The organism is Streptomyces specialis, assembly GCF_001493375.1.
In the GTDB taxonomy this organism is placed as follows: Bacteria; Actinomycetota; Actinomycetes; order Streptomycetales; family Streptomycetaceae; genus Streptomyces; species Streptomyces specialis.
On sequence record NZ_LN929894.1, the window covers coordinates 23,449 to 45,617 of the forward strand.

20 protein-coding genes and 1 pseudogene are annotated in these 22,169 nt (G+C 73.4%); 10 read left to right on the forward strand and 11 right to left on the reverse strand.

Annotated features, from left to right (window positions below):
* Positions 1-26 precede the first annotated feature (26 nt).
* Positions 27-974: a GDP-L-fucose synthase family protein gene (locus tag BN2279_RS12165; RefSeq protein ID WP_059008805.1), complete on the forward strand. Its 948-nt coding sequence runs from the start codon at positions 27-29 to the stop codon at positions 972-974.
* On the opposite strand, the gene BN2279_RS12170 is transcribed toward BN2279_RS12165, so the two are convergent.
* The 3 genes and pseudogenes from BN2279_RS12170 to BN2279_RS30570 all read right to left on the reverse strand — a co-directional run.
* Positions 971-2,488 (reverse strand): exopolysaccharide biosynthesis polyprenyl glycosylphosphotransferase, encoded by a 1,518-nt coding sequence (locus BN2279_RS12170; RefSeq protein ID WP_059008807.1) that lies wholly within the window; start codon positions 2,486-2,488, stop codon positions 971-973. The two genes, BN2279_RS12165 and BN2279_RS12170, sit on opposite strands and share 4 nt — an antisense overlap.
* A 318-nt stretch (positions 2,489-2,806) precedes the next feature.
* Positions 2,807-3,532 (reverse strand): LysR substrate-binding domain-containing protein, encoded by a 726-nt coding sequence (locus BN2279_RS12175; protein WP_059008809.1) that lies wholly within the window; start codon positions 3,530-3,532, stop codon positions 2,807-2,809.
* A 130-nt stretch (positions 3,533-3,662) separates the two neighbouring features.
* A pseudogene (locus BN2279_RS30570) lies at positions 3,663-3,860 on the reverse strand (helix-turn-helix domain-containing protein); the annotation flags it as partial.
* A gap of 36 nt (positions 3,861-3,896) precedes the next feature.
* Here BN2279_RS30570 and BN2279_RS12180 point away from each other — a divergent pair.
* Positions 3,897-4,862 carry a threonine ammonia-lyase gene (locus tag BN2279_RS12180; protein ID WP_059008811.1) on the forward strand — a complete coding sequence of 322 codons (966 nt, stop codon included), beginning with the start codon at positions 3,897-3,899 and terminating at the stop codon, positions 4,860-4,862.
* Between the two features lie 6 nt (positions 4,863-4,868).
* Here the strand turns inward: BN2279_RS12180 and BN2279_RS12185 are convergent, their stop codons facing one another.
* The 5 genes from BN2279_RS12185 to map form a co-directional block, all read right to left on the reverse strand.
* A complete protein-coding gene (locus tag BN2279_RS12185; protein ID WP_059008813.1) occupies positions 4,869-6,074 on the reverse strand; it encodes a DUF5685 family protein in 1,206 nt (401 codons plus the stop codon).
* Positions 6,075-6,177: 103 nt separating this feature from the next.
* Positions 6,178-7,002 (reverse strand): carbohydrate ABC transporter permease, encoded by an 825-nt coding sequence (locus tag BN2279_RS12190; RefSeq protein ID WP_234347793.1) that lies wholly within the window; start codon positions 7,000-7,002, stop codon positions 6,178-6,180.
* Positions 6,999-8,159, reverse strand: coding sequence for a carbohydrate ABC transporter permease (locus tag BN2279_RS12195; protein ID WP_234347795.1), 1,161 nt, complete (start codon positions 8,157-8,159; stop codon positions 6,999-7,001). Before BN2279_RS12195 ends, BN2279_RS12190 begins: the two co-directional genes overlap by 4 nt.
* Positions 8,160-8,514: 355 nt before the next feature.
* Positions 8,515-9,879: an ABC transporter substrate-binding protein gene (locus BN2279_RS12200; protein ID WP_059008815.1), complete on the reverse strand. Its 1,365-nt coding sequence runs from the start codon at positions 9,877-9,879 to the stop codon at positions 8,515-8,517.
* A gap of 75 nt (positions 9,880-9,954) precedes the next feature.
* Entirely contained in the window at positions 9,955-10,686 is a 732-nt protein-coding gene (gene map, locus BN2279_RS12205) for a type I methionyl aminopeptidase (protein ID WP_079032101.1), read from the reverse strand.
* Positions 10,687-10,879: 193 nt separating this feature from the next.
* On the opposite strand from map, the gene BN2279_RS12210 reads away from it, so the two are divergent.
* The 3 genes from BN2279_RS12210 to BN2279_RS12220 all read left to right on the forward strand — a co-directional run bounded on the left by BN2279_RS12210 (position 10,880) and on the right by BN2279_RS12220 (position 12,114).
* Entirely contained in the window at positions 10,880-11,137 is a 258-nt protein-coding gene (locus BN2279_RS12210) for a hypothetical protein (protein ID WP_059008816.1), read from the forward strand.
* Between the two features lie 24 nt (positions 11,138-11,161).
* Complete coding sequence (gene npdG / locus BN2279_RS12215) at positions 11,162-11,866, forward strand: NADPH-dependent F420 reductase (protein WP_059008818.1); 705 nt, start codon at positions 11,162-11,164, stop codon at positions 11,864-11,866.
* Between the two features lie 68 nt (positions 11,867-11,934).
* Positions 11,935-12,114 carry a hypothetical protein gene (locus tag BN2279_RS12220; protein ID WP_059008820.1) on the forward strand — a complete coding sequence of 60 codons (180 nt, stop codon included), beginning with the start codon at positions 11,935-11,937 and terminating at the stop codon, positions 12,112-12,114.
* Between the two features lie 35 nt (positions 12,115-12,149).
* On the opposite strand, the gene panB is transcribed toward BN2279_RS12220, so the two are convergent.
* Positions 12,150-13,028 (reverse strand): 3-methyl-2-oxobutanoate hydroxymethyltransferase, encoded by an 879-nt coding sequence (panB, locus tag BN2279_RS12225; RefSeq protein WP_059008821.1) that lies wholly within the window; start codon positions 13,026-13,028, stop codon positions 12,150-12,152.
* 234 nt (positions 13,029-13,262) lie between these two features.
* Here panB and BN2279_RS12230 point away from each other — a divergent pair, with 234 nt between their 5' ends.
* From BN2279_RS12230 to pspAB, 3 genes are read left to right on the forward strand one after another with little or no spacing between them, the layout of a single operon-like run.
* Positions 13,263-14,342, forward strand: a complete 1,080-nt coding sequence (locus BN2279_RS12230; RefSeq protein WP_079032102.1) for an endonuclease/exonuclease/phosphatase family protein — start codon at positions 13,263-13,265, stop codon at positions 14,340-14,342.
* Positions 14,343-14,366: 24 nt separating this feature from the next.
* Positions 14,367-15,266, forward strand: a complete 900-nt coding sequence (gene htpX, locus BN2279_RS12235) for a zinc metalloprotease HtpX (protein WP_059008824.1) — start codon at positions 14,367-14,369, stop codon at positions 15,264-15,266.
* Positions 15,267-15,274: 8 nt separating this feature from the next.
* On the forward strand, positions 15,275-15,850 hold the full coding sequence (gene pspAB / locus BN2279_RS12240; RefSeq protein WP_059009613.1) for a PspA-associated protein PspAB: 576 nt from the start codon (positions 15,275-15,277) through the stop codon (positions 15,848-15,850).
* Positions 15,851-15,879: 29 nt separating this feature from the next.
* Here the strand turns inward: pspAB and BN2279_RS12245 are convergent, their stop codons facing one another.
* Positions 15,880-17,634, reverse strand: a complete 1,755-nt coding sequence (locus BN2279_RS12245) for an NAD+ synthase (RefSeq protein ID WP_059008826.1) — start codon at positions 17,632-17,634, stop codon at positions 15,880-15,882.
* A 217-nt stretch (positions 17,635-17,851) separates the two neighbouring features.
* On the opposite strand from BN2279_RS12245, the gene BN2279_RS12250 reads away from it, so the two are divergent.
* Positions 17,852-18,934, forward strand: a complete 1,083-nt coding sequence (locus tag BN2279_RS12250; protein WP_059008828.1) for a terpene synthase family protein — start codon at positions 17,852-17,854, stop codon at positions 18,932-18,934.
* Here BN2279_RS12250 and BN2279_RS12255 read toward each other — a convergent pair.
* Positions 18,840-20,165, reverse strand: a complete 1,326-nt coding sequence (locus tag BN2279_RS12255) for a cytochrome P450 family protein (RefSeq protein WP_059008830.1) — start codon at positions 20,163-20,165, stop codon at positions 18,840-18,842. The two genes, BN2279_RS12250 and BN2279_RS12255, sit on opposite strands and share 95 nt — an antisense overlap.
* A 556-nt stretch (positions 20,166-20,721) precedes the next feature.
* On the opposite strand from BN2279_RS12255, the gene glnA reads away from it, so the two are divergent.
* The gene (gene glnA, locus BN2279_RS12260; protein ID WP_059008832.1) at positions 20,722-22,083 is read left to right on the forward strand and encodes a type I glutamate--ammonia ligase; all 1,362 of its coding nucleotides are present in this window, start codon (positions 20,722-20,724) and stop codon (positions 22,081-22,083) included.
* Positions 22,084-22,169 lie beyond the last annotated feature (86 nt).

The following is a 22,169-nucleotide window of genomic DNA, read 5'->3' on the forward strand; positions in this document are numbered from 1 at the left end:
AGGGGTGCCTGGCACAATCCGGTGCCATGACAACTCTGCTTCAGCCGGCCGCCCGGATATTCGTCGCGGGCCACCGAGGTCTGGTCGGTTCCGCCATCGCCCGCGTCCTGACGGACGAGGGCTACGACGTCGTGACCAGAACACGGTCCGAGCTGGATCTGCGGGACGCGGACCGGACGCGGGAGTACCTGCGCGACGTCCGGCCGGACGCCGTGGTGCTGGCCGCCGCCACGGTGGGGGGGATCATGGCGAACCAGACGTTCCCTGTCCGCTTCCTCGAGGACAATCTGCGGATCCAGCTCAGTGTGATCGCCGGGGCGCATGCCGCCGACGTCGACCGGCTGTTGTTCCTCGGCTCGTCGTGCATCTATCCCAAGCTCGCCCCGCAGCCCATCACGGAGGACGCGCTGCTGACGGGACCGCTGGAACCCACGAACGAGCCGTACGCCCTGGCGAAGATCGCGGGGATCTCCCAGGTGCGCTCCTACCGCCGGCAGTACGGACGGTCCTACATCTCCGCCATGCCGACAAATCTCTACGGGCCCGGGGACAACTTCGACCCCGAGACCTCCCATGTGCTGCCCGCGCTGATCCGCCGCTTCCACGAGGCGAAGCGGGACGGCCTCCCGGAGGTGGCGCTGTGGGGCACCGGCACGCCCCGCCGGGAGTTCCTGCACAGCGACGACCTGGCCCGCGCGTGCCTGCTGCTGCTGCGGGACTACGACGACGAGTCGCCGGTCAACGTCGGCTGCGGCGAGGACCTGACGATCGCGGAGCTGGCCGCGACGATCGCCGACGCCGTCGGCTACACCGGCCGCGTCGTGTGGGACCCGGCCAAGCCGGACGGCACGCCGCGCAAGCTGCTGGACATCGGCCGGCTGCGCAAGCTGGGCTTCGCCCCGCGCATCCCGCTGGCGCGGGGTGTCCGCGAGACGTATGCCTGGTGGCTGGAGCATGGTACGCGGGCCCCCTAGTACGCGCCGCGACCGTCGACCACGGCGCGCAGGGTGCGGGCCAGCACGTCGAGGTCGCCGGTCACGGACCAGTTGTCCGTGTAGAAGAGGTCGAGCGCCAGCCCTTCGTCCCAGGAGAGGTCCGAGCGCCCGCTGACCTGCCACAGCCCGGTCAGGCCCGGCCTGACGCCGAGACGGCGCAGCTCCACCGGGCCGTAGCGGGCGACCTCGTCGGGCAGCGGCGGGCGCGGGCCGACCAGGGCCATCTCGCCGCGCAGCACGTTGACGAGCTGCGGCAGCTCGTCGAGCGAGGTGCGGCGCAGGACGCGCCCGAGGCGGGTGACGCGCGGGTCGCGGCGCATCTTGAACAGCGGCACGCCCGGGTGCTCGTTCGCCGCCTCCAGCTCGTGCCGCCGCTGGTCGGCGTCCGGGACCATGGTGCGGAACTTCCAGAGGGTGAACGGCTCGCCGCGGAACCCTACGCGGGTCTGCCGGTAGAGGATCGGGCCGCGCGAGTCCAGCCGGACCGCCAGCGCCAGCGCGGCCAGCACCGGGCTGAGGAGGAGCAGGATCACCGCGGCGGCGACCCGGTCGAGGGCGGACTTCAGGACGGGCTGCGCGCCCCGGCGCAACGGCGGCGCGACGTGCAGCAGGTTGAGACCCGCGATGGCGGAGACCGAGAGCCTGCGCAGCGCGACGTCCGAGAGCCCGGACGCGATCGCCAGCGACAGACCGGCGTCCTGCACGGCCCAGGACAGGCGGCGCAGCCGTTCCCCGGTGAGCCGGGAACCCGGCACCACCAGCACCAGATCGGCGTCCTGGCGGCGTGCGGCGGTCAGCACGGTGGGGCCGTCGAGGCCCTCGGGTATGAGGTCGGGGACGCCGGGCTCCGGAACGGGCGCCGCGTCGTCCGACGGGTCGTACAGCCGGCCCAGCTCGGGCACGCCGCTGGTCAGCTCTCCCGCGCCGACCGGCACGGTGCCGATGACGACGAAGGCGTGGTCGGTGCGGGCGGCGAGGCGGGAGGTGACCGCGTCGGCGGTGGCCGGCTCGCCGACGACCAGGACCCGGCGCAGGGCGTGCGCCTGGTGGCGCTGCTGGGTCAGGTGGGCGTGGATCGCCGCGCCGGTGAGGCCGGTGATCAGCAGCGCGGGGGTGAGACCCAGGACCGCGGAGGAGACCTCGGAGGACTCGCCGGTGACCGCGCGCAGACCGGCGAGCAGACCGAGCAGGATCAGCCAGTCGTTGACGGTGGCGAGGAGACCGCGTGACTCGCCCAGGACACGGGGGCGGTAACGGCGGCCCAGCAGGCGGACGGTGAGCCAGCAGAACGTGGCGGCCGTCGCGGAGGCGAAGGGGCGCGATTCGGACGCGAGGGCGTAGGCGAACGAGACGGGGACGAACACTCCGAGCGCGTCGGCGGTGACGGCGACCAGGGGATACCAGCGGGCGGTTCCCCGGCTGCGGACCGAGCGGCGTCCGGCCACGGGTGGTCTTCGTATGGTGCCGGTGCGCGACGGGTGTGGATGACGCATGAACCCCCCAAGGCCAGAATGCGACAACACTGCGGAGACAATGTAACGACCTGCGGCGACAAAGAAGGCGCGCAACCATCTCCCCGTGAGTGCGCGCCTCTGCCGCTGGAAAAGGTTAGGGCATCCAACAACCGTTTGGCTCTCGTTTGTTGTAACTTTCCGAAACCGCCCGGTTCTTCGCCCGGATTGCCCCGACCCGTCCCCCCGCGATGTGCGCACGGCCACAGCCTGTTCGCCTCACGTTGCTCACCGCGCGCACACTCCTGTGCCCACGAAACGCGAAGAAAACGTGAGGGATTGTTTGAAGCGGCGGAAGCCCTACCAGCCGGTCGTGCCGGCGCTCCGCAACGCCTCCGCGAACGCCCTGACCGGCAGCGCGGCGGGCGGTTTGCCGTACACCGCGAGCGACACGCGGCGCAGATCGCCCGGCAGCCGGTCCGTCCGCACCCCCGGGTGGCGGTGGGCGGCGAGCGCCAGGCCCGGCAGCACGCCGACCCCGAGACCGGCGGCCACCAGTGCCTGCACGGCCACGTAGTCGTCCGTCTCGAACGTGATCCGCGGTACGAACCCGGCGCGTTCGCACAGCGACGCCAGATGGGTCCGGCACCGTTCGCAGCCGGCGATCCAGTTCTCGCCCGCGAACGACGCGAGTTCGCCGCGCGGCCCGGCGAACTCCCCGCCGGCCGGAGTCACCACGTACATCGGCTCCTCCAGCAGCGGCGTCACCGTGGTGTTGCGCCGGTCACCCGGCACCGGCTCGCCGTGCTCGAAGATCAGCGCCGCGTCCACGTCCGCGTTGCGCAGCGCGGTCAGCGCCTCCGGCGGCTCCGCCTCGGTCAGGGCCAGCTCGATCCCGGGGTGGTCCGCCGCCAGCTTCGCCGCGGCCGGCGGCACCAGCGTCGCCAGCGCCGACGGGAACGCCGCCAGCCGCACCCGCCCGGTGCGCAGCCCCGCGTGCGCGGCCCGCTCGGCGCGCGCCGACTCGACCTGGCCGAGGATCTCCTCGGCGCGGGCCACCAGGAGCCGCCCGGCGTCGGTGAGCATGACCCCGCGCCCCGCCCGCCCCCCCCCCCCCCACGAGAACGAGGGGCGGCGCGCGCCGGGGGGGGGGGGGGCCGGGGGCCCCCCCCCCCGGCCCCCCCCCCCGCCCGGCGCCCCCCCCCCCGCGCCCCGCCCGCCGCACCAGGACCACCCCCACCTCCGCCTCCAGCTTCGCCAGGTGGTGGCTGACCGAGGGCTGCGCGTAGTGGAGGGACTCGGCGGCGGCGGTGACCGAGCCCTCACGGGCCACCGCGACCAGGACCCGGAGCCGGGTGAGGTCGAACACGCTGGAACTATAGACAATGTCGATGGGTCCAGAGAAAACCGGCATTGGATCTATTGGTCCAGTTCATGGCACGGTGCCCCTATGCGACCGCCGACCATCACCGACGCCCTGCGGGCCCGCCGCCTTCTGGCGGACCACCTGCCGCCGACGCCCATGTGGTCCTACCCGGCGCTGGACGCCGCCGTCGGGGCCACCGTCCTGGTCAAGCACGAGAACGTGCAGCCGACCGGCGCGTTCAAGGTGCGCGGCGGTCTCACCCTCCTCGCCGGGATGGACCCGGCCGAGCGCGCCCACGGCGTCGTCGGGTACTCCACGGGCAACCACGCCCAGTCCCTCGCCTACGCCGCCGCCCGGTTCGGCGCGCCCTGCGTCATCGTGATGCCGGAGCACCCCAACCCGGTCAAGGAACGGGCGGTCAGGGCGCTGGGCGCCGAGCTGATCGAACACGGCCCCGACCTCGGCGCCGCCGCCGAGCACGCCGCGAAGGTCGCCGCGGACCGCGGTATGCGGCTGGTCAGCGCGGCCGACGAGCCGGACCTGATCGCCGGGGTCGCCACCGCCTACCTGGAGGTCTTCGAGGCCGAACCGGCGCTCGACGCCGTCGTGGTGCCGGTCGGCGGGGGCAGCGGCGCCGCGGCGGCCTGCATGGTCGCCGCCGCCGTGGCGCCAGGCTGCCGGGTCATCGCCGTCCAGTCCGCCGCCTCGCCCGCCGCCTACGACTCGTGGCGCGCGGGCGTGCCGCTGACCCGCCCCAGCCGGACCCGCGTCGAGGGCCTGGCCACCGGCTCCGGTTTCCCGCTGACCCAGGCGATGCTCCGCTCCCACCTGGCCGACTTCACGCTGGTGGACGACGACGCCATCGCCGAGGCCCAGTGGACGCTCATGCGCGACGCGCACACCCTCGCCGAGGGCGCGGGAGCCGCCGCGCTGGCCGCCGTGCTCGCCGACCCGGCGCGGTTCGCCGGGCAGCGGGTGGCCGTCATGTGCACCGGCGGCAACGCCGGCGAGCGCGAGATCCGCGCCTGCGGCGGCCTCACCGCCGCCTGAGCGCGCTCAGCAGTCGCACGAGCAGCAGCAGCCGTCGCCGCAGCAGCTCTCGGAGCAGTTGCACCCGCAGTCGCAGGCGTCGCAGCAGTCGCTGCACCTGTCCCACTTGTGGCACCAGCCCTGGCGCTGCTCGCCGTCCCACGGGTCGAAGTACGGGTCGCCGCAGCAGAGCTGGCCCGTGCAGAACAGCCCGGTCCACACCCCGCAGCCCGCGATCAGCCCCCGCCGCCGGCCCCGGCGCGGCGGCTCCGGCGGCGCGCCGCCCGGCCCGCCCGGGCCGAACGGCGGGTACGGACCGTACGGACCGGGCGCGCCGTGCGCCACCTGAGCCCCGTGCCCGGCGTGACCGTGCCCGTGCGCCGTGCCGAACGCCCGGTCCACGGCGCGGCGCAGCTCGTGGTCGAGCAGGATGTGCGCCAGCTTCCGGTCGGTGAACTCCACGTCGCGCAGCGCCAGCCGCACGCCATGCGTGGCGTCGTCGCACAGCCGCCGCACCTCGGGCAGCGAGGTGCCCGTGGCGGTGATCGGGTTCCACGCGCCGGACGCGGCGTCGGCCGTCAAGTCCTCGACGGCGTCCAGCAGATGCGCGATCCGCCCGAACAGCCGCCCGGCCTCCGCCAGCGGCTCGGCGTTGCCCGGCCGCCCGGCGAGCAGCGCGGTGTGCGCGAACGCCGCGCCCGTCGCCGTCTCCGTCGGCTCGGTCACCGCCACCAGCGGCGCCCCCGGCCCGGCCAGCCCCTCGATGCCCTGCTGCCGGTCCACGGCCTCCACCAGCACCGCCGTGTCGAACCCGACGGCCGCGCCGCCCCGCGCCCCGGCCGCGTCCCAGCCCCGCGCCACCCGCCGCGCGGCGGCGGCCAGCGAACGCCGGGCCAGCACCCCGTCACCGTCGAGCACATGGTCCCTGATCTTGGCGGACGCCAGCACCAGCGAGACCGCCGCCGCCAGGTTCGCGCCCTCGCCGCGCGCCACCGGCGCGGGGCGCATCGCGCGCAGCGGGCACGGGCCCGCCGTTCGCCGGGTGGCGGACGACCGTTCCGTCTGGGCGTCGAACAGGACGGATATGAGCAACCCGTCGTAGTTGGTGGCCACCCGCGCCGCCTGGCCGTGCGTGCCCCGCAGTGCCAGGCACAGCCCGCACAGATGGGCCAGCCACTCGGTGGCCAGCCCGTCGGGCAGCCGATGACGGCAGGGCCTGATGATTCCGAACACGCGTGTTTCCCGCTTCCCCCGAGTGCCTTCCCCGAATTCCGGGGGCACCCTACAGCGCCAAGATCCAGCGCCCGAACCCGGGTTCGGGATCTCCCGGCCCGCGTCAGCCCTTCACCGCGCCAGCCGTGAGCCCGGAGACGACGGCGCGGCGGAAGACCAGCACCAGCAGGGCGATCGGCAGCACCGACACGGTCGCGGCGGCGAAGATCGTCCCGTACGGGATCGTGAACTGGCTGCCGAACAGTGCCAGACCGACCGGCATCGTGCGATACCGGTCGGCCGTGTTGAGGGTCAGGGCGATCAGGAACTCGGTCCAGCAGGCCGTGAAGGTGAAGATCGCGGCGGTGAACATCCCCGGCCTGGCCTGCGGCAGGATCACCGACACCACCGTCCGCAGCGGCGACGCGCCGTCCACCCAGGCCACTTCCTCCATCTCCTTGGGGATCCCCAGGAAGAAGTTCCGCAGAATCCACACCGCGAACGGCACGTTGAGCGCCGTGTACACCAGGATCAGCCCCTGATAGCTGTTCAGCCACCCCAGCTCCCTCATCAGCAGGAAGAGCGGCGCGGCCAGCGCGATCGTCGGGAAGAGGGAGATCATCAGCAGCGCCACCATGATCGGCGCCTTGCCCCGCAGCGGCAGCCGGGCCAGCGCGTACCCGGCGAACGAGCTGAGGCCGAGGACCAGCACGGTCGCCACGACAGCCACCGCCACCGAGTTCAGCAGGTAGGTCCCGAAGTCGTTGTCGAGGAACGCGTCCCGGTAGTTGGCCAACGTCCCGTCCTTCGGCCACGCGTCCGGCGGGCTGGCGCCGATCTCGGTCCGTCCCTTGAGGGAACTCGCCGCCATCCAGTACAGCGGCGCCGCCACGAAGGCGGCGATCAGCAGCGCCGCCCCATGCGTCCACGACAGCCGGATCCGTTTCAACGCCCCGCCTCCTCGTCGCCGACCCGGGCCCTGAACGCGCGCAGGAAGAGCAGACAGCCGACGAGCACCAGCCCGGCCGTGCTCGCGGCCACCGCGGCGCCCGGCCCGAAGTCGAGGTTGGTGAACATCGCCTGCCAGCCCAGCAGGGCCAGCGACTCGGTCGCGTCCCCCGGCCCGCCGCCCGTCAGCACGAACGGCAGGTCGAACAGGCCGAACGCCTGGAGGATGCGGAACAGCACCGCGATCGTCAGCGCCGGCCGCAGCAGCGGCAGCCGCACCCGCCAGAACGCGGTCCACGCCCCCGCCCCGTCCACCCGCGCCGCCTCGGTGACGTCGGACGGCAGCATCATCAGCCCCGCCAGCACGATGATCGCCACGAACGGGGTGGTCTTCCAGATGTCGGCCACCGCCATCGACAGGATCGCCGGCACCCGGGTGCCGAGGAACTGCACGGGCTCGCCCGTCACGTTCTCCGACAGGGTGGTCAGCACCCCGTAGACCCCGTTGTACATGTAGGCCCACAGCTGCGCCGAGACCACGGTGATCATCGCCCACGGCAGCAGCAGCAACGCCATCATCCAGCCGCGCCCGGCCCCGCCGAGCCGCTCCAGGACCAGCGCGATGAGGGTGCCGAGGAGCAGCTCGACCAGCACGGTCCCGATCGTGTAGAGCACCGTGAACATCAGCGCGTGCCGCCAGCGCTCGGAGCCCAGCACCAGCCGGTAGTGGTCGGCGGTGAACCCGGAGAGGCGGAAGCCGTCGGCCGAGACCTCCACGTCGCTCAGGCTCATCGCGATCGAGAAGCTCACCGGGAACAGCGTGACGGCCAGCACCACCAGCAGCGCGGGCGTCGCGAAGCACCACCCCAGGCGGGCGAACCGGCGATCCAGCAGGGAACGCCCGCTGCCGCGCCTCTCCCCGCCCCGGCCGGGCCGCCCGGTGACGGGCGCGCCGGAAGGCGGCCGGCGGGGCCGCGCGCGGGCGGGCACGGGCGTGGGCACGGAGCCGGGCTCGGGCGTCGGCACCGGGTCGGGCGTGGCCCCGGACAGCGGACCGGGCGGGGCGTCGGGCGGCAGCGGGGGACCGGTCCGCCCGTAGGCGGTCACCGGTTCGTCGTCATCCGGCTGCCCGGCCCCACCCGGGGAGACATCACTCACGGCATCATCACGCTCGCTTCTCCGCCCACGCGGCGATGTGCGGGTGTGGTGGGTGCGTGCGGCTCGGTGGCCGCGTGTCCGTCGCTCGCTGCGGACGCCCTGTTCGCTTCTCCGGTCACGCGGCGATGTGCGGGCGTGGTGGGTGTGTGCGGCTGGGTGGCCGTGTGTCCGTCGCTCGCTGGCATCATCACGCTCGCTTCTCCGCCCACGCGGCGCGACGCGGGCGTCGTGTGCCCCTGCGGCTGGGTGGCCGCGTGTGCGTCGCTCGCTGGGGACGCCCTGTTCGCTTCTCCGGTCACGCGGCGGATCGCGGGCGTGGTGGGTGTGTGCGGCTGGGTGGCCGCGTGTCCGTCGCTCACAGGGCGTTGTCCTCCAGCGCCCGCTGGATGTCCCCGGCGGCCGATCTCAGGGCCGCGTCGGGCGCGGCGGAGCCGGCCAGCGAGCCGTTGACGTTGGTGAAGATGCCGTAGCTGACCTGCGGATAGCGGGGCGTGGCGGCGGGGCGGGCGACCAGCGGCACCTCGGCGGCGGTGGCCAGGACCGGGTTCTCCCGCTGGAGCGCGGTGTCCGCCAGCACCTCGGCGGACGCCGGGATCACCGAGTTCTCCGCGAGCATCCGCTGCGCCTCAGGGCCGGTCATCCACTCGATGAACGCCAGGGCCGCGCCGATGGCCTCGCTGTGCGGGTTGACCATCAGGTTCCAGCCGCCGACGCCGGACGGGCCGGGCCGTTCGGCGCCCTCGAACGCGGGCAGCGGCGCGATGCCGACCTTCCCCGCGACGCGGGAGGCGTCCGGGTTGTTGGCGTCGCCGTAGGCGTACGCCCAGTTCCGGTGGAACGCCGCGTCGCCCTCCACGAACGTCTGGAGGGACTGCGGCTCCTGGAAACTGGTCGTCGCCGAGGCCGCCACCCCGTCCCGGAGCATGTCGCGCATGAAGTCCAGCGCCCGCCGGTTGGCCGGGGAGTCGATCTCGCTGTGCTCCCCGTCCTCCGAGACGCTGCGCCCGCCCGCGGCGGCGGACATCTCGGTCCAGTTGACGGTCAGCCCCTCGTAGTTGGCCCACTGGGCGACGTACCCGTACGGCACGTCCCCCGCGTCCTGGAGCACGGCGGCGGTCTCGGCCAGTTCCTCCCACGTCTCGGGCACGGGCAGGTCGTGCCGCCGCAGCAGGTCCTCGCGGTAGTAGAGGAAACCCATGTCCGTGTAGAGGGGAGCCGCCACGTGCTCCCCGTCGTACTCGGCCACCGCGGCGCGCTGCTCGGGGAACCGGTCCCAGAAGTCCTCCGGCAGGTGCTCGTCCAGCGGCATCGCGAGGTGGGCCGCGCCGAACTGGGCGGGCCAGATGACATCGCCGCTGTAGACGTCGATGCTGCCGGAGCCGCCGGAGATCTCCGTGGTCAGCGTGGCCCGCACGGTGTCCGTGTTGTTCGGCGCCGCCTGGAAGTCCACCGTGATGTCCGGGTGGTCCTCCTCGAAGGCGTCGATGAGCCGCTGCGGCAGCCCTTCCGGCCCGAAGTTGATGGCGTACCAGGTGATGGCGCCGGACGCCGGACCCACGTCGCGCGGATCGACCGACGCCGATCCGGCGGCGGAGCCGCAGGCGACGGCGGCCAGCAGGACGGGGACTGCGCAGAACGCCCTTGCTCTGCGGATGGAGGTGCCCAGGACGTACTCCTTGTGGATGACGCGTACCTGGGGGTCAGCCTTCCGCGTCCACATCCCCACACAAAGCGGAAAACGCTCTTATCGGAAATCTTCACCGGAAAGGCGCCCGAGGGGTTGCGGGCGCCCGGTTCACGGCAGTGTCAGGATCTCCGCGCCCGTGTCCGTCACCAGCAGGGTGTGCTCGAACTGGGCCGTCCGCCGCCGGTCCTTCGTGACGACCGTCCAGTTGTCCGCCCACATCTCCCACTCGTGGGTGCCCAGCGTCAGCATCGGCTCGATGGTGAACGTCATCCCCGGCACCATCACCGTCGTCGCCTCGGGATCGTCGTAGTGCGGGATGTACAGCCCGGAGTGGAACGCCGTGTTGATCCCGTGCCCGGTGAAGTCCCGCACCACCCCGTACCCGAAGCGCTGGGCGTAGGACTCGATCACCCGGCCGATCACGTTGACCTGCCGGCCCGGCCGCACCGCCTTGATCGCCCGGTTCAGCGACTCCCGCGTCCGCTCCACCAGCAGCCGCGACTCCTCGTCCACCGCCTCCTCGCCGCCGACCAGGTACGTCGCGTTGGTGTCGCCGTGCACCCCGCCGGTGAACGCCGTGATGTCCAGGTTCACGATGTCGCCCTCGCGCAGCACCGTGGAGTCCGGGATGCCGTGGCAGATGACCTCGTTGACCGAGGTGCACAGCGACTTGGGGAAGCCGCGGTAGCCGAGCGTCGAGGGGTAGGCGCCGTGGTCGCACAGGAACGTGTGCGCGATCCGGTCCAGCTCGTCCGTCGTCACCCCGGGCGCGATGTGCGTCGCCGTCTCGGCCAGGGCCCGCGCCGCGATCCGCCCGGCCACCCGCATCCGGTCTCTCATCCCCTTCCGACGCCGGCCCCCGGGGAGGGCAGCGGCCGTTCACGTCGGCCTCGCCATCCGTCCAGATCTCACTTTGCGCCGCATCCGTGCGTATAAGAGACGGGGGAACGGAGCGCGCGGGGGAGATCCTGCCGGGGGCGACAAGTGACTGGCCAGACATGCAACCGAGTCTACGGGCGGGCAGGATGAGGGCATGGCTGCTCTGTTCAGACGAAAGCCCGCCGGCCGCGAGGGCGAGTGGTACTACTGCCTCAAGCACCGGAAGGTCGAGGAAGGCCCCGAGTGCCCGGCGAAGGACCGCTTCGGCCCGTACGCCACGCGCGGCGAGGCCGAACACGCGATGGACACCGCCCGCGAGCGGAACGCGGAATGGCGCACCGACCCGCGCTGGAACGACAAGGGTGACAAAGAATCAGCCGGGGAGGGTGACGGTCACGACAAAGGCACCTGAGCACCGAAGTGGGAGGATTTTCGTATGACTAGTGATGACGCTGCGCCGAAGCCTCCCGCGAAGGACCCGTGGGACCTGCCCGACGTCTCCGGGCTCGTGATCGGAGTGCTCGGGGGCACCGGCGACCAGGGCCGGGGACTCGCCTACCGGCTGGCCAGGGCGGGGCACGAGGAGATCATCGGATCCCGCGCCGCCGACCGCGCGCGGACCGCCGCCGACGAACTCGGCCACGGCGTCCGGGGCCTGGACAACGCCGCCCGCGCCCGCGAGAGCGACGTGATCATCGTCGCCGTGCCGTGGGAGGGGCACGCCAGGACCCTGGAATCGCTCCGCGAGGAGCTGACCGGGAAGCTCGTCGTGGACTGCGTCAACCCGCTCGGCTTCGACAAGCAGGGCGCCTACGCGCTCGTCCCCGAGGAGGGCAGCGCCGCCCAGCAGGCCGCCGCGCTGCTGCCCGGCTCCCGCGTCACCGCCGCCTTCCACCACCTGTCGGCCGTCCTCCTCCAGGACCCGGCCATCGAGAAGATCGACACCGACGTCATGGTCCTGGGCGACGACCGCGCCGACTGCGCGATCGTCCAGGCCCTCGCCGGCCGCATCCCCGGCATGCGCGGGGTCTTCGCCGGCCGGCTGCGCAACGCCCACCAGGTCGAGTCGCTCGTCGCCAACCTGATCTCCGTCAACCGCCGCTACAAGGCCCACGCGGGCGTCCGGCTGACCGACATCTGAGCCGCCGGGGGCGTACGGGACAATGGAACCCGTCCGCCACCGCCGACGACGATCCCGGAGCCACCGCCATGCCCCCGCGCCGACTCGCCCTGTACGCCACGACCGTCTGCCTGCTCGCCGTGGCCGCCGCGGTCGTCTCCTTCGTCAAGGGGAACTGGCTGGGCGTCGCCTGGATCATGGTGGCCGGTGTCTCGTCCAACATGACCGTCTACTACGTGAAGAAGGCGAAGGCCCAGCGGGCCGCCTGACGACAGGCGACCCGCCGGGTCCCGACCCGTGCGGGTCAGTGGAAGGCGTGCTCCTCCGCCGGGTACGCCCCGCCGACGACATCCTCCGCGAACGCCCGCGCCGCGTCGCCCAGCGCCTCCCGCAGCTGCCCGTACTGCTTGACGAACCGCGGTGTCCGGCCGCCGGGCCAGTCCGTCATCCCGGCCATGTCCGTCCACACCAGCACCTGGGCGTCGCACTCGGCGCCCGACCCGATGCCGACCGTCGGGATGTGCAGGATCCGCGTCACCTCGGCGGCCAGCTCCGCCGTCACCAGCTCCAGCACCACCGCGAACGCGCCCGCGTCCTGCACCGCCTTGGCGTCCCGCAGCAACTGCTGCGCCGCCTCCTCGCCGCGGCCCTGCACGGGGTGGCCCCCGTAGGCGTGGACCGACTGCGGCGTCAGCCCCACGTGCGCCATCACCGGGATGCCCGACTCCACGAGCAGCCGGATCTGGTCGGCCGAACGCTCGCCGCCCTCCAGCTTCACCGCGCCCACCCCGGCCTCCTTGACCAGGTGCGTCGCGCTGCGCAGGGCCTGGATCGGGCCCTCCTGGTAGGAGCCGAACGGCAGGTCGCCGACGATCAGCGCCCTCCGCGTGCCCCGCACGACGGCCGCGGCCAGCATGGTCATCTGGTCCAGCGTGACGGGCACCGTGCTGTCGTACCCCAGGTGGGCGTTCCCCGCGGAGTCGCCCACGAGCATCACCGGGATGCCCGCGTCGTCGAAGACGGAGGCGGTCATCGCGTCGTAGGCGGTCAGCATCGGCCACTTCTCGCCGCGCCGCTTGGCCGCCGCTATGTCCCGGACAGTGATCCGGCGGCTGCTCTTGCCGCCGTAGAGGCCCGGCTGCTCCGGCTTCGCCGGTGCCTGGGCAGGCGTGTGGAGAGTCATCGTGCGTGCTCCTGTTCGTCGTCTCGAGGCGCCATGACGGCGTCCCCGGATCGACATCCATCCTCCCACCGTCGGGCACGGGCGGAAAGAGGCGGGAGGAGGGCGAAGAAGAGTGCTGATATAACGGACCCCCGCGCCCCGCCGTGACCGTCTTGAGACCACAGACGTCGGACCCAGACGTTCTCCGGGCCGCGCGGGTGCCCGGGGGGAGCGCGACGGTCAGCGAGGGAGCGGATGGCACGCTTGTACACCCCGGAGACCAGGCCGGACGACGGCGCCGGCAACGGCGCCGGGGCCGGGGACAACGGCGGTGCCGGCGGGCCGGAAGGCCCCGGCGGGGCCGGGGGCGCCGGGGGCGCCAGGCCCCGGCCGCGCTGGCGGGACCGCGCCGGCCGCTGGCGCCGGGGCTGGGTGGTGGCGGGCCTCGCCATCGCCCTCGCGCTGCTGATGACGCTGCACTCGCGGATTCCCAACACGATCGGCAACCTCGGCAGCCTGCTCCAGACGTTCCTGCCCTGGCTGGGTCTCGCGGTCCCCGTCCTCGCCCTGTGCGCCGCGCTGCGCCGCTCGGTGACGGCGCTGGTCGCGCTGCTGGTCCCGACGCTGGTCTGGCTCAACCTCTTCGGCGGCCTGGTGCTGGACAAGTCCGGCGACGGCGGCGCGCTGATGGTCGTCAGCCACAACGTGGACGCGGGCAACGCCGACCCGGCCGGGACGGCCCGCCGCCTCGCGGAGTCCGGCGCCGACCTGATCGCCCTCCAGGAGCTGCCGCAGGACGAACTCGCCACGTACGAGGAGGCGCTGGCCGCCACCCACCCGTACCACGACGTGCAGGGCACGGTCGGGCTGTGGAGCCGGTTCCCGCTGAGCGACACCCGGCCCGTGGACATCGGCATGGGCTGGACCCGCGCCATGCGCACCACCGTGGACACGGCGGCCCTGGGCGATGTCGCCGTCTACGTCGCGCACCTGCCCTCGGTCCGCGTCCAGTTCCGGGCCGGCTTCACCGCCGGGCAGCGCGACGACGCCGCCGACATGCTGGGCCGGGCCATCGCCGCCGAGCCGCTGGACCGCACGCTGCTGCTGGGCGACCTGAACGGCACCATGAACGACGGCGCCCTCGCCCCGCTCACCTCCCAGCTCCGCTCCACCCAGGGCGCGGCCGGCGCCGGTTTCGGCTTCAGTTGGCCCGCGGGATTCCCGCTCGCGCGGATCGACCAGATCCTGGTCCGCGACCTGGAGCCGGTCTCGTCGTGGACGCTGCCCTCCACCGGCAGCGACCACCTCCCGGTCGCCGCCCGACTGGACCCCTGAGCCGTCGTTCCCTACGTTGGATATGTGACCCGTACCCGATATGTCCCGGATGGCGGCCTGACCCGGCGCATGGTGCTCACCATGTTCCTGATCGGGCTGCTGTACGTGGTCTTCACCGGGTTCCTCGTCGCGGCCCTGGGCAAGGCGTGGCCGCTGGTCGTGGTGCTGGTGGGCGGGCTCTTCGTGGCGCAGTTCTGGTTCAGCGACCGGATCGCCGCGTTCAGCATGGGCGCCCGCGAGGTCACCCCCGAGCAGCAGCCCGAGCTGCACGGCGCCGTGGACCGGCTGTGCGCGCTGGCCGACATGCCCAAGCCGCGCGTCGCCGTCGCCGACACCGACGTGCCCAACGCCTTCGCCACCGGCCGCAGCCGGGACAAGGCGCTGGTCTGCGCCACCACCGGGCTGCTGCGCCGCCTGGAACCGGAGGAGCTGGAGGGCGTTCTCGCCCACGAGCTGTCGCACGTCGCCCACCGGGACGTGGCCGTGATGACCATCGCCGCGTTCCTCGGCGTGCTCGCCGGCCTGATCACCCGGATCGCGCTGTGGACCGGGCTCTTCGGCCGCGGCGGGCGCGGCAACCAGAACGCCGCGCTGCTGCTGATCCCGCTGATCAGCGCCGTCGTCTACGTGATCAGCTTCCTCCTGACCCGGCTGCTGTCCCGTTACCGCGAGCTGTCCGCCGACCGCGCCGGGGCGCTGCTCCCCGGCCGGCCGTCCGCGCTGGCGTCGGCGCTGACCAAGGTCTCCGGGCAGATGGCCCGCATCCCCACCCGCGACCTGCGGCGGGCCGAGCCGTTCAACGCGTTCTTCTTCGCGCCCGCGCTCTCGCCCGGCGCGAGCCTGGGCAAGCTGCTGTCCTCGCACCCCACCCTGGAACAGCGCCTCGACCGGCTCGCCCGGCTCTCCGCCCAGCTCGGCGGGTGACGGCGGCGGTGGGTTTCCTCGACGCGATCCTCGGCCGTTCCAAGCCGGTCCGCCCCGACCTCGACCAGCTCTTCGGCCTCCCCGCCGCCGCCGTCACCCTCCGGGCGGGCGCCGGTTTCGCGCCGACCGGCCTCGGCTCGGTCTGCTTCGCGAGCGTGGAGGGCGGCGCGTTCGCGCGGGCCCGGCAGGAGGTGGCGGAGCTGCTCGGCGAGACCGAGTCCGCCGAGGACCCCTACGGGTACACCTGGCTGGTGCTGCGCCACCCGCCCGATGACCTGCCCGGCCTGGTCAACGACCTGCACGCGGCCAACACCCTGCTCACCGACGCCGGGTTCGGCCCGCAACTGCTGTGCTCCCTGACCGTGTTCCGCGACGCCGAGGCCCGCCCCCTGGCGCTCGTCTACCTCTACAAGCGCGGCGCGTTCTACCCCTTCGCCCCGCTGCCGGGCGCGGCGGAGCGCAGGGACAACGCGCTGGAGCTCCAGGTGCGCGGCCTGCTCACCGACGACCTGCGGCTGGAGAAGGACCTGACCCGCTGGTTCCCCGTCTGGGGAGCGCCGGGTCTGGACCCCGGACCGGCGTGAGGCGGCCCGCCGCCGGGGTCCGGGCCGGGTCAGCCTCCCTCGCGCCAGCGGTTGGTGATCGGCAGGCGGCGGTCCTTCCCGAAGCCCTTGGGGGAGATCTTCGTGCCCGGCGGGTACTGGCGGCGCTTGTACTCGGCGGTGTCCACCAGCCGCAGCACCCGGGTCACCAGCTCCGCGTCGAACCCGGCCGCCACGATCTCCTCGCGGCCCCGGTCGCGGTCCACGTACAGCTCCAGCACCCGGTCCAGCACGTCGTAGTCGGGCAGCGAGTCCGTGTCCACCTGGCCGGGGCGCAGCTCCGCGCTCGGCGGCTTGCTGATCGAGTTCTCCGGGATCGGCGGGACCTCGCCGCGGCGCTCCGCCGCCTCGTTGCGCCACCGCGCCAGCCGGTAGACGCCCGTCTTGTAGAGATCCTTGATCGGCCCGTAGGCCCCGACCGAGTCGCCGTACAGCGTCGAGTACCCGACGGCCAGCTCGCTCTTGTTGCCCGGCGCGAGCACGAGGTGGCCCTCCTGGTTGGACACCGCCATCAGCAGCGTGCCGCGCAGGCGGGACTGGAGGTTCTCCTCGGCGAGCCCGGTCAGCTCCACCGCCGCCATATAGGCGTCGAACATCGGGCCGACCGGCACCGTCCGCAGGTTCAGCCCGGTGCGGCGGGCGAGATCCTCGGCGTCGCCGCGGGAGTGCTTCGACGAGTACCGCGACGGCATCGACAGGCCGTACACGTTCTCCGGGCCGAGCGCGTCGCAGGCGATGGCCGCGCACAGCGCCGAGTCGATCCCGCCGGACAGACCGATGAGGACCGAACGGAAACCGTTCTTCCGAACATACGCCGCCAGGCCGGTGACCAGCGCCCGGTACATCTCCTCCGCGTCCTCCAGCCGCTCCGCCTCGCCGCCCGGGTGCTCCGGCTCGTACGCCGGGAACGGGTCGGCCGACAGCGTCACATGCTCGATCCGCAGCCCGTCGGCGACCGAGCCGGCCGGCGGCGTGACCGGCGCGGCGGGCAGGTCGAGGTCCAGCAGCAGGCACTCCTCGGCGAACTGCGGGCCGCGCGCGATCACCGTCCCGTCGCGGTCCACCACGATCGAGTCGCCGTCGAAGACCAGCTCGTCCTGGCCGCCGGCCATCGCCAGATACGCCAGCGCGCAGCCCGCCTCCCGGGCGCGCCTGCGGACCAGCTCCAGGCGGGTGTCGTCCTTGTTCACCTCGTAGGGCGAGGCGTTGATCGCCAGCAGCAGCCCGGCGCCCGCCGCGCGGGCGGCCGGCACCCGGCCGCCGTCCTGCCACAGGTCCTCGCAGGTCGCCAGCGCCACGTCGACGCCGCCGACGCGGATCATCGGCAGCGTCTCGCCGGGCACGAAGTACCGGAACTCGTCGAAGACCCCGTAGTTGGGCAGGTGGTGCTTGGAGTAGGTGAGGACCACCTCGCCGCGGTGCAGCACGGCGGCAGCGTTGCGCGGGGCGCCCGCGGGCTGGCCCAGGCTCGGCCGCGCGTGCTCCGCCCGGTCCAGGTGGCCGACGACGACCGGCACCTCGCCCAGGCCCTCGGCGGCCAGCCGGGCGGCCAGCTCGCGCAGCGCGGACCGGCTGGCGGCGACGAAGGAGCCGCGCAGCGCCAGGTCCTCGACCGGATAGCCGGTCAGCATCATCTCGGGGAACGCGACCAGGTGCGCGCCGCGCTCGACGCCGTGCCGGGTCCAGCGCAGCACGGCCTCGGCGTTGCCGGACAGGTCACCGACGGTGGAGTCGATCTGGTTCAGGGCGATACGTAGCTGTGGCACGGATCCGAGTCTAATCGTCCGATTGACATTATGGGGGCGGGGGCGCCCGATCAGGCCCGGGTACGCCGTGGCGCGCGCCCCCGGGCGGCGCCGATATGAAAGGCCGGTCATATCCGGTCACGATGAGCCGCTGTCCGATTGCGGAGGCATGTGCCAGGGCAGAGCTACCCCAGCCGCAGACGCGGCAGAGCTGACCCACGCCCGAAAGGGGGGTGGCATGCCGCTGGACGCTGCTTCCTTTCTACCCTTCGAGCCCCGCAGCAATCCCGACACCGACCGGGCGCGCGCCCGTCACCTCGACTGGGCGGTGGACCACGGCCTGGTGCGCGGCGCGCAGGCGCTGCGGCGGTACGGCGCCTGGCTGCTGACCGACCTCGCGGCCTGGGCCTTCCCCGACGCCACGGGCGCGGACCTGGACCTGGTGACCGACGCCGTCTGTCTGGGCTTCTCGCTGGGCGACCGGCTCGACCCCCCGCTCGGCCGCCGGCCCGACCGGGTCGCGTGGCTGTGCACGGAGCTGGCCGCCGTCCCGTACCGCGCGCCCGGCACCCGGCCGATGCTCGACCTGCCGGTGACCCGCGCCTACGCCGACGTGTGGCGGCGCGGCCAGGCCGGGATGTCACCGGCCTGGCGGGAGCGCGCGGCGGGGAACCTGACGCGGTTCTTCCGTTCCTTCGTGCAGGAGGCCCAGTACCGGCACCTGAACGCCCCGCTCGACGAGGACGCGTACCTCGCGCTGCGCCGGCAGGCCGCCGGTACCGCGCCCGCCTTCGACCTGATCGAACGCGCCGGGCCCGCCGGGAGCGGGGAGGTGCCGGCCGGCGTCTACTGGAGCCGCGAGGTGCAGACCCTGACCCGGTGTGCCGGGGACGTGGTGCTGCTCTGCGACGACCTGCACGCGGCGGAGCGCGACGAGGCGTGCGGCGACCCGTACAACCTCGTCCTCATCCGCCGCCGCGACCTCGGCTGCTCGCGGGCGGAGGCGACCGCGCAGGTGACCGCCCTGGTCGCCGACCGCGTCGCGCTCTTCCTGGAGGTGAGCGAGCGGCTGCCGGAGCTGTGCGACAGGTGGCGTGCCGGCCCGCGCGGCACGGCGGCGGCCGAACGGTACGTCGACGGCCTGCGCTGCTGGATGGCCGCCGTCCGCCGGTGGGGGACCGTCTCCGCGCGGTACGCGGACCTCACCGCCGCCGACCCCGGCGGCGTCACCGGCCGCGCAGCCGGCTCAGCAGCCCCCGGGCCCGTTCCCGTGCCCGGACCGGCCCCGGTTCCGGCGCGGGCGCCGGCCGCCCAGGCGTGACCGCCGCGGCCGGGGAGCCGCCGCCGAGCGGCCGGACGGGGCCGAACGTCACGGGCAGCGCGGCCAGCCGCCGCGACCACGTGGACGCCGACCACGGCAGCTCCTCCGGCGCCACGGCCGGCCGGATGGCCGGCAGCCGGGCCAGCAGCGCCTCGACCGCGGTGACGCCGATGACCCGGCCGATGTCCTGCCCCGGGCACTCGTGCGGCCCGGCGGCGAACGCGAGATGCGACCGGTTCCCCGCCATCGGCGCGCCCGGCGCCGGGCGGACCAGCGGGTCCGCGTTGGCCGCCGCCAGACCGAGCAGCACCACGTCGCCCCGCCGCACCCGCTGCCCGCCCAACTCCACGTCACCGGTGGCGAACCCGCCCGGGCAGACCGCGAGCGGCGGCTCGTCCCACAGCACCTGCTCCACGGCCGCCGGAACGCCGCCCGGCCGGCCGTACGGCGCACACCGCGCCGCGTGCCCGGCGAGCAGCGTCCGCAGGGTGGAGGCGATGAGATTGGCCGTGGTCTCGAGCGCGACGAGGAACACCAGCCGCAGTTGGTGGCGGATCTCGTCGTCGGACAGGTCGGCCGGGTGGGCGATCAGCCAGGACGCCAGGTCGTGACCCGGCACCGCCTGCCGGTGCGCCACCAGCTCGTGCATCGCCCGCCGCAGCCGGCGATCGGCGGCCAGCGCCGCCGCGGTGCCCGCCGACAGCCGGCGGCCCTCCTCGGCCAGGCGCGAACCCGACTCGGGGAACAGCCCCAGCAGCCGGGTCAGCGCCGGCACCGGCAGCTCCCGCGCGTACTGGCCCACCAGATCCGCCCGGCCCCGCCCGCAGAAGCGGTCGATCACCTCGTCCGCCGTCCGCTGCACCAGCCGCCGCAGCCCGCGCCGGTCGAAGCGCTGGAGGCTCTCGGCCACCGCGCGGCGCAGCCGCAGATGCGCGGCGCCGTCCTGGTGCGCGCAGTCGGGGGACCACAGCAGCACCGGCGCCAGCGGCGAGTCGGGCCCGACGCGGCCCTCCCGCCACTCCGTCCAGTGCCGCGCGTCGCGGCTGAAGCGGCCGGTGTCGCGGGTGACCCGGCGGGCCTCCTCGTAGCCGAGGACCAGCCACGCCGGCACGTCGCCCTCCAGCAGCACGGGGGCGACGGCGCCGTGCCGTTCCCGCAGCCCCTCGTACCGCCCGTCCGGCCCGGCGGCCTCGGCGGCGGCCGGGCCGTACAGCCGCCGCGCGCCGCACACCGGCGGTCGCGGCGGCCGTCGCGCCGAGGAATCCGCCGGTGTGCCTCGGCGGGGGGTGTCATCTGTGGCCTCCGGGATCGCGCGGTCTCGGCCGGCGACGTCACTGTGAAGAGTCGGCATACGGCACGGGCACGCTCGGCGGCCCGGCGGGAAACGGACGCGGAACGGGCGGCTGCCCCGGAGGCGCGCTGCGGCGACCGGCGGTGACGCCTCCGATCCACGGTGTGACTCGGAGCGTAGAGGCCGCCCCCGGCCGTCGGCAGGGCCTTGCGCAAACGTCCCCCGAACGGGCACCGAACCCCCGCGCCGGTTGTCTCGGTCGGACGGGTGAATAGCCCTTGACCTGGGGTTTGCGCCCGTGGATTCGGTGAAAACGGCCCCGTATAGTCGTGGTCAAGGATTGGTCCGTTCGCCTCAACCGCGATGTCCCACAATGGGGACGGGCCGTCCGGTCGCGCGTGCGCAACGCCGCGGAAATCCTGTGATGGGATGCTCGGGAGCCCCGTGCGCCCCGCGGCCGGGGACAGAGCCGTCGGACCAGCGAGGATGGGTGGAGATGGAGAAGCAGCAGGAGTTCGTGCTCCGTACGCTGGAGGAGCGGGACATCCGCTTTGTGCGGCTGTGGTTCACGGATGTGCTCGGCTTCCTCAAGTCCGTGGCCGTCGCCCCCGCCGAGCTTGAGCAGGCGTTCGAGGAAGGGATCGGCTTCGACGGCTCGGCCATCGAGGGCTTCGCGCGTGTGCACGAGTCCGACATGATCGCCAAGCCCGCGCCGAGCACCTTCCAGATCCTGCCCTGGCGCGCCGAATCCCCGGGCACCGCCCGGATGTTCTGCGACATCCTGATGCCCGACGGCTCCCCGTCGTACGCCGACCCGCGCTATGTCCTCAAGCGGGCCCTGGCGAAGAGCTCCGACCTCGGGTTCACCTTCTACACCCACCCCGAGATCGAGTTCTTCCTGCTGGACGAGAAGCCGGTGGACGGCTCCCGGCCCACCCCCGCCGACACCTCCGGGTACTTCGACCACACCCCGCAGAACGTCGGCATGGACTTCAGACGCCAGGCGATCACCATGCTGGAGTCGATGGGGATCTCCGTCGAGTTCTCCCATCACGAAGGCGCCCCCGGCCAGCAGGAGATCGACCTGCGGTACGCCGACGCGCTCTCCACGGCGGACAACATCATGACGTTCCGCCTCGTCATGAAGCAGGTCGCGCTCGAACAGGGCGTCCAGGCCACGTTCATGCCCAAGCCGTTCTCGGAATACCCGGGTTCCGGCATGCACACCCACCTCTCCCTCTTCGAGGGCGACCGCAACGCCTTCCACGAGACCGGCGCCGAGTTCCAGCTCTCCAAGATCGGGCGTTCGTTCATCGCCGGACTGCTCCGGCACGCGGGCGAGATCTCCGCCGTGACCAACCAGTGGGTCAACTCCTACAAGCGCATCTGGGGCGGCACCCAGCGCACCGCCGGCGCCGGCGGCGAGGCTCCCTCGTACATCTGCTGGGGCCACAACAACCGTTCGGCGCTGATCCGCGTCCCGATGTACAAGCCCGGCAAGACCGGCTCCACCCGCATCGAGGTCCGTTCCCTGGACTCCGGCGCCAACCCCTACCTCGCCTACGCCGTCCTGCTGGCCGCCGGCCTGAAGGGCGTCGAGGAGGGCTACGAACTCCCCGCCGGCGCCGAGGACGACGTCTGGGCCCTGACCGACCGCGAACGCCGCGCCCTGGGCATCGAACCCCTCCCGCAGAACCTGGGCGAGGCGATCCAGCTCATGCAGCACAGCGAACTGGTCGCCGAGACACTCGGCGAGCACGTCTTCGACTTCTTCCTCCGCAACAAGCGGCAGGAGTGGGAGGAGTACCGCTCGGAGGTCACGGCGTTCGAACTGCGGAAGAACCTCCCGGTGCTGTAGCCGCCGGCCGGCGGGGCGCGTTCGGCGGCGTGCCCGCCGTGGTGCTCCGGCTCGTCGGCGCCGTGTCGGTGCTAGAGGTGGGTGCA